This is a genomic window from Christensenella sp. (assembly GCF_034927525.1).
GTDB lineage: Bacteria > Bacillota > Clostridia > Christensenellales > Christensenellaceae > Christensenella.
On record NZ_JAYFPU010000277.1, the window covers coordinates 1 to 9,895 of the forward strand.

The window sequence follows — 9,895 nt, forward strand, 5'->3', positions numbered from 1 at the left end:
CTTCATTCACCCATACCTCGTCTTATCAGATTTCCGCAGCCACAGACTTGAGCTTATCGATATAATCCTTGCCCGTCTTATACTGCGTCCTGTTCATAATAAAGTCTTTTGCGCACAAAATCACGATGCGCTCTGCGCGTACACGTTTTGCTTCATCTGGGATCGTCGTCAGGTCTTTGACCTGCGCCATTCCCACCGTGCGGCGGTTCATTTCAAGCCCCGCAACGCCTGCTGTATCCGTAAGCACCGTATCAAGAAAATAATCGCGGTACTCCGGCGTTTTCGACATCGGCTCTGTCACATTCGCGCCATAAGCCTTTAGGAATTTTTCCTTGAACAGGTCTACAATATTGCTAATCGTGCTCTCGATCCAGCCAAGATAATCTGCTTTTTCTTCTGCATTCTCTATTGTAGCATCTCCGTTGGCCCATGCAAAGATCATATTCGCGATCACGTTGCCAATATCGTATCCCATCGGCCCATAGAACGCAAACTCCGGATCCATCACGCGCGTAGAACCCTGTTTGATAAACACAGAACCCGTATGCAGATCGCCATGTATCAAAGACTGCGCGTTGTTCATAAAATCATATTTCAGCTTCGCAACTTCAAGATGCAGCGCTTTATCATCATACAATTCCTTCTTGACAAAATCCGCGTTCGGCGGGAACACAAGGTTCCTTCCCAGATTATCGTTGTACGGTTCCGTATACACAAGCGGCTCGGATATGTCCGCACAAAGCTGCGGATTGATATAGCGCTTGACCATCTCTTTTTTCTCTTTGGAATCCATCACTCTGTCTGTCGTCAGCAGCAGGCTGTTGACAAGATAAGTCGTGATATCATCCGCAAACTGCGAAAACTGTTCGTGCTTCAAAAGCGCGCTGCGCATCACCTGATGGTCGGACAAATCTTCCATTGCGAAACAATTCATTACAGGGTCATACATATAGATATGCGGAACCAGACCCGGACAGAGCTTATCTTCCAGCGTAAGTATCTCCACTTCTATCCTGTTGCGATCGGTCGACAATTTGAAATCAGACGATATTCTCGCTTCCACGCCCGCCTGCTTTATGATCACAGACTTGCCTGTCGCATCTTCCCAAATTTTGAAAACATAATTTAAGTTTCCGTCGCCGATCTCTTTTGCCTGCAAGACCGCATCATCCGAAAACATATCGAGTTTTTCTTTTGCATATTCCATCACATTGTCAGTACTCATCAAAAAGTACTTGCTAAAATCAGCCATGTTTCTTGCCTCCTTTATCAGTAACATGATACAACGGAGCTTTTACACTCCGTTGTATTTTATTATACTATGAATTTCTTAATGACGCCTAGTTCTTTTTGCGTGCATACGTAAGCGCCAGTGCTGCTGCGAGTACGCATCCCTTTACAATGTCCATTGCATAATATGGTACGGACATCATGATAAAGCCGTTATCGAGCAGCCCTACCAGAGCCGCGCCTGCAAGCGTACCAAATGGATTGGCTTTTCCCGCTCCCGCAACCGAGAACCCGATGTAAGCCGCCGCAACGGATGGCATCAGGTAAGCATCGCCTGCCTTGACCTGCGAGCTGCCGATATAAGCCGCGAGCATAATACCGCCAAGTGCGGCAAAAATCGAAGAAAACACATAGGCCAGCACACGATATTTACTTACCGGAATACCGGATAAGCGTGCCGCTTCCGGGTTACCGCCTACCGCATACATATAACGGCCGTGCTTGGTGTAGGTCAGGAAGAAGAAGGCGAACACCACAACGATCAGCATGATCGGGATCAGAAATTCCGCCTTACCCAGAGCCTTGAACTCCGGCGGGATCAGACCCGGCGCCTGCGATCCATCAGGCATCATCATACGCTCTGTTACCGCACCGCCGCGTGTATATGTCAGTGCAATTCCCTGAAAGATAAACATTGTTGCCAGGCTGGCGATCATATCCATGATCTTAAATTTTACGATCAGCAGGCAGTTGACAGCCGCAACGCTCAGACATACGATGATCGTCAGCAGGATCGAAACACCGATACTCTGCATGCCATACCAGACGAACGTTGTTGTTACAAATGCAGCGGCAAAATTCGCGTTTGCACCAATGGATAAGTCCATACCGTTTACAGATAACGCAAATGTCAAGCCTACCGCGATCACCGTTGTAATAGAAATGTTTCTTAAAATGGTGATCATGTTGTCGCCTGTCAGAAACATTCCCGGCATAGAAACTGCAAAAAACACAAACAATATTGCAATAATCAAAAGCATTCCCCAGTTTGTAATAAAATCAAGCGGAGAACCACCTTTTTTCTTTTGTAATTGAGCCTCTTTCGGATTCATATTTTAATTTCCTCCCGTTGAATAATATAGAAGTTCTTTTTCGCTGACGTCTTCGATATCAAGCTCAGCTACGATCTTGCCGTCATACATCACATAGGTACGGTCGGCAATCGCTAAAATTTCGTTAAACTCACAGGAAGCGTAAATAACACCTTTCCCATTTGCGGCCAGCCGCTCGATCAATTCAAAAATATCGCGCTTCGCTCCAACGTCCACGCCTTTTGTCGGCTCATCAAAAATATAGATTTCGGCGTCCGAGTTCAACCATTTCGCAACGGCAACCTTCTGCTGATTCCCGCCCGACAATAGTGCGACGATCTGATTTTCGCTCGGGGTCTTGATCCCCAAATCCTTGATCATCTGCCGCGCGTCTTCTTTTTCCTTTGCCTTGTTGACAACAGAAAGCGCCCCTGTATATTTTTTCATTGCCGCAACCGTAATGTTGCTATACACAGGATCATTGATCAAAACGCCTTCTTTTCTACGTTCTTCCGGCACCAATGCAAAGCCGTTTCTTACAGCGGCGTGTGGCGTCTTCACCGATAACTTTTTCCCATTCAGTGTCACAGCGCCCGATTTTCGCTTCAACGCTCCAAATAACGTCTTGCACAGCTCTGTTTTTCCCGCGCCAACCAATCCTGATACGCCGACGACCTCTCCCCTGCGTACTGTTATAGAGATATCCTTGATTTTTTCTTCCTTTTCTGTCAAATTCTCCACATTCAGCAATACGTCGCCGATTTCAACTGTCTGTTTGGGGAAGTTTTCATCAAATTTGCGCCCAAGCATATACTCTACGATCTGATTCACTGTCAGTTCTTTGGTCAGAGGAAGGCTGATCACGTTTTGTCCATCCTTCATGATCGTGATCTCTTCACATATCTCATAAAGCTCGTTTAATCTGTGGGAAATAAATACCACACCAACGTTTTCATTCTGGATCAGCTCGCGTACAACACGAAAGAGCTCTTCCGTCTCCGTATTAGAAAGCGGGGCCGTCGGCTCGTCCAGTATCAAAAATCTGCAGTTCTCCGCCACGCAGCGGGCAATCAGAACCATCTGCTTTTGTGCCAAAGATAATTCCGAAACGATCGTATTGACGTTAATGTCAACATTGAAACGGTTTAATACTTGTTTCGCCCGTTTGCGAATCTCACTCCATTTGATAACCTGCTTTTTCCCCATCTCATTGACCATAATGTTGAACATAACGTTCTCAGCTACGGATAGATATGGGATCAAAGCTGTATCGACCTCCTGATACACGATCGCGATTTTCTGCTCGACCGCGTCTTTGGGAGACCTGATCTCGATGGGCTGTCCGTTTGCATATATTTGTCCTGTATAGTGCGTGTTCGCACCAGCAAGAACCTTCATAAGGGTCGATTTCCCGGCTCCGTTCGCGCCGACCAGCGCATACGACTTGCCCGTCTCCATTGTAAAGTCCACGTTAGACAGCGCCTTTACGCCCGGGAATTCGATCGAAATGTCTTTCATTTCTATTTTTATGTTATCCATCTGTATAATCACCTGCCTATCGTATATGTAAATCATAACGATAAATACTCAAACTTTTTGTACTCTCCATCTAACAAAACTAATTTATAAATAAAAACAAAAAATAAAGTGCATAGATCAAATCATACCGACAGCCCCGAATCAGATGGAGTGTCTCTCGTTCGGGGCCTGCCAGTATAATCTTTTTCAGTAAATGTTACTTATTTTGCGAATTCTGCACGAAGTGCATCCATCCAAGGTGTGTCGAGATCAGAAATGCCCTCGAGTGTGCCCCATCCGTCAACAACAGTATTCAGGTTTTCCATGGTGATCGTGTCGTTTAACTGTGTTGTCTTCACAAGCTGTGCATCCAGCGTATAATAATCCGGTGTTTCTTCGCCAGCGAGTTTCAGAGCGATCAGTCTCATATTTGCAATACCGATCAGTTTCGGGTCAACCGCAGCTGTAGATATCCATACATCCGGATTTTCGAGCATCAGGTTGATGTCGTCATTGGAGATATCGATGGTGAACATCGGGATATCTGTACGGTTCACATCTTTGAGCGCCTGCAGAACACCTTTTGCAAGCTCATCATAGCAACCCCAGATCGCGTCTACAGAACCTTCCGCGTATTTCGGCAGGATTGCCGCCGTTTTAACTGTCATGTCGCCACGTGCGTTTGCGCTGTCGGAAGGAGCGATTGTTTCAACTGTTTCGATCAGGCCTTCGCTTTCCATTTTTGTATATACTTCATTACGTCTGTCAAGCGGCGGGATCCCGGGGCCCATGAACGTCTTCAGAACTTTTACCGGCTTTTTGCCCGTTGTTTCGATCATATCTGTCAGGGACAGTGTTGCCAGCTTCTGATCATCCTGCGATGTAGATGTTACGCCCGCTAAAAGCTCATTGTCAGCGTTGCCATCTTTGTAGGGCATCGTATCGAATGTAGAAACGACCATGCCTTTATCGATTGCAGGTTTGAGCATATCATAGGAATATGCTAGCTGTCCGTGCGAAACGATGATGCCATCATAGTCCTTCTGCAGTACCTGTGATACTGTCTGCTGCAGCTTAGCATCGTCGCCGTCTGTTACAAACGTATCAACCGTGAATCCGAAGGATTCGCCTTCCGTTACGCAACCAGCCAGGAACTGCTGTGTGTGGTCGCCGTTTGCCAGATTGCGGACAACAGCGATCTTCTTGCCACCCTGCACGCCTTCCGGAATAGCAGCGTCGCCACCGGCAGCTGCCGATTCAGACGGTTCAGCCGCAGATTCGGACGGAGCAGCCGCCGACTCAGAAGCAGCAGCGCTCGGGCTTTCCGAAGCTGCCGGAGCAGCCGTACAGCCTGCGAAAACTGTTACGATCATTGCAACAGCGAGTACCAATACAACTAACTTTTTCATAATTTTCCTCCTTATTGAATAGCCTCAATTCATTTATGTGTCACTCCAACACATATTAATGAAACTTATGAAACACTTTAAACTATGGGCAGGATGCTTTCCACATCATCATGCGGGCTGGGAATTACGTGTATGCCGTACAAATCTCCCACTCTCTTTGCCGCGGAAGCACCCGCGTCAACAGCTGCCTTAACAGCGCCTACATCTCCCCGTACCATGACGGTTACAAGTCCGGAACCGATCTGCTGTTTTCCAATCAGACGTACATTAGCCGCCTTAACCATCGCGTCAGCCGCCTCTATTGCCCCGATCAGACCTTTTGTCTCTACCATTCCCAAAGCTTCTTTTAACATTTGATTACCTCTTTCGTTATAAACCATACCTTTTCGGTCATATTCGTTATATTGCATATATAGCGCATTTGCACCCGAAAGGGTGTCTTTTTTTGCCCTTTTTTAGACGAACGAAAAGGTATTCTTAATAGTTCGGTACGTAACGTTATATTACTTCGTTATAATCATCAATAAATCCCACGATAGCTACATCGACCGGCGGTTCAGGTTGCATCTCGAACATCATCGCCGCTTCCTTGCGACCGATCATGTACACAAGATCACCGACTCCGGCCTGCCGCGTCGCATCTCCCGCAACGATCAGACTTTTGTCTTTTCCGTTTTCAATCAGGCGTACGGCCAACAGTTTAATCCCTGTAAGGCGTTCATCCTTTACGGTAGACACCACCGTGCCCTCTACTCTGCCAGTATACATCCGGTCTCCTCTGCTCCATAAAATTCGAATCTTCGATATACGTATTACATACAAGTTCTGTCATATTTTTATGCAGTTTTTGTGTATTTGTGTGGTTTTGTGTGGTTTGTTAATTATATTGTAAGCGCAGACTTTCATTTTGTCAATCTTTTAAAATAAAATTATTATAAAAGTTTTTTGGATTGAACCGTCTTCCAAAAAACCGGTATTTGAGGGTAAAATAATACGGTATTCTTATAAACAGAATACCGTATCGCAACACATGTTTTAAGCAAAAGAAAAGATCAATACAAATCCTTTGCTGTTTTTGTACAGCCATCGACCGTATAATAATCAACCACACCTGCGATCGTATCGTCAGCGATCAATTCCTTGTCGTCCATAACCATGACCGCCGCTCCGCCGTCATTGTTTGTCAAAACAAGGTCGCCTATCCCCGCGTTTGCGCCGTCAAGCGCAATATGACGCACCCCCTGCGGTTTACCGCTTAGGTCAAGATACTCAACGATCATCAATTTGTAGCCTTCAAATCTCTTATCCTTTATTGTTGAAACCACGTTACCAACAACTTTTGCGATTTTCAAAGCACAACACCTTATCTATTATTCTACGTGCGGCAGAATTCCTTCCACATCATTATGCGGTCTTGGGATCACATGCACGCCGTAAAGGTCGCCCACTCTCTTTGCAGCCGTCGCGCCTGCATCAACCGCCGCTTTGACTGCGCCAACATCGCCGCGCACCATAACCGTCACAAGTCCGCTGCCAATCTGCTGTTTGCCGATCAGTTTTACATTCGCTGCCTTTACCATTGCATCAGCCGCTTCAATCGCGCCGATCAGGCCCTTTGTTTCTACCATTCCCAAAGCTTCTTTTTCCATCGTTTTTCTCCTTATACGTTTATACGTTAGAATTTTTGTTCGTTATCCAATATGCGGCAAGATTCCTTCCACATCATCATGCGGATGCGGGATCACATGCACTCCATAAAGATCGCCCACTCTTTTTGCAGCAGCAGCGCCAGCGTCGACCGCCGCCTTGACTGCGCCAACATCGCCGCGCACCATAACCGTCACAAGTCCGCTGCCGATCTGCTCTTTGCCGACCAATGTAACATTTGCAGCTTTAACCATTGCGTCCGCCGCCTCGATCGAACCGATCAACCCTTTTGTTTCTACCATTCCCAAAGCTTCTTTTGCCATTTTTCATATCCTCCGTTTACTCAAACATGATTTTATTATACTATTGCATTTATGATATCAGGATGCGGCGACGGGATCACGACGCTTTTCGACATCAGCCCCTGCACCTCATCCGGACTCTCGCCCGCCTTGACAGCAGCTTCCACCGCCGCCACATCGCCCGTCAGCAGCACGAACGATTTTCCGCCCATACCGCGTCCCAGGCGCACCTCGATCAGCTTCACATCCGCTGCTTTCACACTTGCGTCAGCAGCCATCACCGCCGCCGCCAGCGAAAATGTTTCCAATATTCCGATCGCACCGACGTTGCCAACATCGCTGCATGCGTTGATCGCCGTAAACACGTTAGCATGCACATGTGGGATCACGATGCTGTCCACCAGCGTATCCTGCGCACAAACCGTACCGGCCTCAACACTTTCCTTTACCGCCGCGACCTCTCCGCCCACGATCACAATGAATTTTCCGGCGCACACCGTCTGTGCCGTAATAAGCTCCACCTGCGCCGCCTTCATCATTGCATCGCCTGCCTCGATCCCCTGCGGGATGCTCAACACTTCCAGCATTCCTAAAGCATTCATCTTGTTCCTCCGTCCGAACGGATTTCAATATATGTATCCGCAATATCTGTCACCGTACCGTTGATGCTTGCGTGGATCTTTGCGCCCAGCGCACCTTCCGGGATATCGGCGATCAGCTGTCCTTTGCTTACCGTGCTTCCTGTCCTTACCACAGAGACAGACGGTACGCCGATGTGCATTTTGAGTGGGATTTTCACGTCCACGACCTGCGTCACTCCGCTTGCAAGCGGTGCAGGCACGTCATACTGCTTGACACCCATCCGGCTGATCATGCGTGACACAGGGACTTTCTTGAGCTCCAGCCCCGGATCAACCCGTCCATATACTTCCTTTTTGGGCTTGATACCCGCTTCTCCCAAAGATTGTTTAAACATTCCCATCATCTTGGAAGGCTTCAAACCAAAGTTACATGCAAAATAGGTACAGATACCACAGTCACAGCAAGAGAAAACGCCGTTTACATCGCCTAGCAATCCTCCCTGTGCGTTTGCCGCAGCGCGCATCGCCTTGTGCGGCTCCACACGCAGTCCCAGCGCATTGCGCGGGCAAAGCTGAGTGCACATCGAGCACTGGCAGCATACTGCCTGCGCCAGCTTGATGTCCTCCTTGCTGTTATTTCCCTTTTTAGCAATCAGCGGGTGATCTTTTTTGAAAACCAACACACCACCCGTCGTTTTGGTAACAGGCGTCTCCCAGTCCTCTGAGAGCGCTCCCATACAAGGGCCACCCAATATCAGGATATACTCGCTTCTGTCCGCCGGTCCGCCGGCTGCCGCAATGATCGTGCTGATCGGCGTGCCGACCGGTACACAAAACGTTGCCGGGTGCTCCACTTCTCCGCCTACCGTAACGAATTTATCCGTCACAGGCTCTCCATTCATTGCATGCGCGATATTGACAAGCGTGCTTACATTGCAAACGACCGCCCCCACATCGAGTGGCAATCCACCTGTAGGCACGACACGGCCGGTAACATCATATACCATCTCCTGCTCGTCTCCCGCAGGATAATAGCTTTTCATCTGATGCAGCCTGATCTTATCGTCACCCTGCAGCACAGCGAGGAGAGCCTCCACTGCATCATGGTAATGGGATTTTAAGCAGATAACGCCCTGCAGCGCTCCTGTCTGTTCCATGACCACGCGCATCCCGTCGACCAGATCCTGCGCATAGACCGCCATCACCTGTTGGTCTACCCGCAAGAGCGGTTCACATTCCGCGCCATTTGCAATCACATATTCAGCTTTGCAATTGATTTTTACATGCGTCGGGAATCCTGCGCCGCCTGCGCCTACGATCCCTGCCTCACGTACTTTTTCAACGATATCCATTCGTTATCTTCCTTATACGATCCTGAAGTCTCCCTGAATCACACATCTTCTCGAACGCGTAAACGATTTTGCGCTTGTCAGTCCTTCGCCGGTCGGCGTCGCGATCGTCAGCGTTGTATATCCTTCGCCTCCAAATCCTAAGCCTGCAAGGGAAGGGCCGTTCTTAACAAAGATCGTCGTATTCATGACTGTCGCCGCTTTCGACATATTATGTATGTTTGTCGAGTGGATCATCGCCGAATGCTGACAACCCTGCTCCGCCATGAAAGCGCCTTCGATCGCCTCGTCGACATTCGCTACACGCACCATGCCCAGTACCGGCATCAACATTTCTACCATAACAAAGGGATGATTTTTGTCTACCTCCGCAATGACCAGCCGCGGATCGCCGCTAAAGCTGATACCGCTGTCCTGCAATATTCTCGATGCGTTGCTTCCTACATACTTCCTGTTGATCACATAACGACCGTCTTTATTCACAAGGACGGTATTGATAATCTTCTGAATGTCTTCCCCCTGCGCCTTGTAGCACCCAAGCGGGATCATCGCAGACACCAGCGAATCAAAGATACTATTCACAGCAAACACTTCTTTTTCAGCAATGCACAGCACATTGTTGTCAAAACTTGCACCGTCAACGATCGACTGCGCCGCATGCTGAAGATCGGCAGTATTGTCAACGATGACCGGCGGATTTCCAGGCCCTGCCGCAATGACTTTCTTGCCCGTCTTCATTGCTACGCCTACCACCGCTTCCCCGCCTGT

At 48.3% G+C, this 9,895-nt stretch carries 12 protein-coding genes; all 12 read right to left on the minus strand.

Annotation, left to right across the window (positions count from 1 at the left end; translation table 11 throughout):
* Positions 1 to 25: 25 nt before the first annotated feature.
* Entirely contained in the window at positions 26 to 1,252 is a 1,227-nt protein-coding gene (gene mtnK / locus VB081_RS11260) for an S-methyl-5-thioribose kinase (protein WP_323400909.1), read from the minus strand.
* Between the two features lie 88 nt (positions 1,253 to 1,340).
* Complete coding sequence (locus tag VB081_RS11265; protein ID WP_323400910.1) at positions 1,341 to 2,342, minus strand: ABC transporter permease; 1,002 nt, start codon at positions 2,340 to 2,342, stop codon at positions 1,341 to 1,343.
* A gap of 3 nt (positions 2,343 to 2,345) precedes the next feature.
* Positions 2,346 to 3,860, minus strand: a complete 1,515-nt coding sequence (locus VB081_RS11270) for a sugar ABC transporter ATP-binding protein (protein WP_323400911.1) — start codon at positions 3,858 to 3,860, stop codon at positions 2,346 to 2,348.
* A 200-nt stretch (positions 3,861 to 4,060) separates the two neighbouring features.
* A complete protein-coding gene (locus tag VB081_RS11275; protein ID WP_323400912.1) occupies positions 4,061 to 5,248 on the minus strand; it encodes a sugar ABC transporter substrate-binding protein in 1,188 nt (395 codons plus the stop codon).
* A gap of 77 nt (positions 5,249 to 5,325) precedes the next feature.
* Positions 5,326 to 5,601 (minus strand): BMC domain-containing protein, encoded by a 276-nt coding sequence (locus VB081_RS11280; protein ID WP_323400913.1) that lies wholly within the window; start codon positions 5,599 to 5,601, stop codon positions 5,326 to 5,328.
* A 145-nt stretch (positions 5,602 to 5,746) separates the two neighbouring features.
* The gene (locus tag VB081_RS11285; protein WP_323400914.1) at positions 5,747 to 6,016 is read right to left on the minus strand and encodes a EutN/CcmL family microcompartment protein; all 270 of its coding nucleotides are present in this window, start codon (positions 6,014 to 6,016) and stop codon (positions 5,747 to 5,749) included.
* 284 nt (positions 6,017 to 6,300) lie between these two features.
* The gene (locus VB081_RS11290; RefSeq protein WP_323400915.1) at positions 6,301 to 6,600 is read right to left on the minus strand and encodes a EutN/CcmL family microcompartment protein; all 300 of its coding nucleotides are present in this window, start codon (positions 6,598 to 6,600) and stop codon (positions 6,301 to 6,303) included.
* Between the two features lie 18 nt (positions 6,601 to 6,618).
* The gene (locus VB081_RS11295) at positions 6,619 to 6,897 is read right to left on the minus strand and encodes a BMC domain-containing protein (RefSeq protein ID WP_323400916.1); all 279 of its coding nucleotides are present in this window, start codon (positions 6,895 to 6,897) and stop codon (positions 6,619 to 6,621) included.
* Between the two features lie 42 nt (positions 6,898 to 6,939).
* Complete coding sequence (locus VB081_RS11300; RefSeq protein ID WP_323400917.1) at positions 6,940 to 7,218, minus strand: BMC domain-containing protein; 279 nt, start codon at positions 7,216 to 7,218, stop codon at positions 6,940 to 6,942.
* A gap of 35 nt (positions 7,219 to 7,253) precedes the next feature.
* Complete coding sequence (locus VB081_RS11305; protein WP_323400918.1) at positions 7,254 to 7,799, minus strand: BMC domain-containing protein; 546 nt, start codon at positions 7,797 to 7,799, stop codon at positions 7,254 to 7,256.
* Positions 7,796 to 9,130, minus strand: a complete 1,335-nt coding sequence (locus VB081_RS11310) for a 4Fe-4S dicluster domain-containing protein (RefSeq protein ID WP_323400919.1) — start codon at positions 9,128 to 9,130, stop codon at positions 7,796 to 7,798. The genes VB081_RS11305 and VB081_RS11310 overlap by 4 nt, the downstream gene beginning before the upstream one ends.
* Before the next feature lie 12 nt (positions 9,131 to 9,142).
* The coding region (locus tag VB081_RS11315; protein WP_323400920.1) for an aldehyde dehydrogenase family protein at positions 9,143 to 9,895 on the minus strand (753 nt) is incomplete at its 5' end.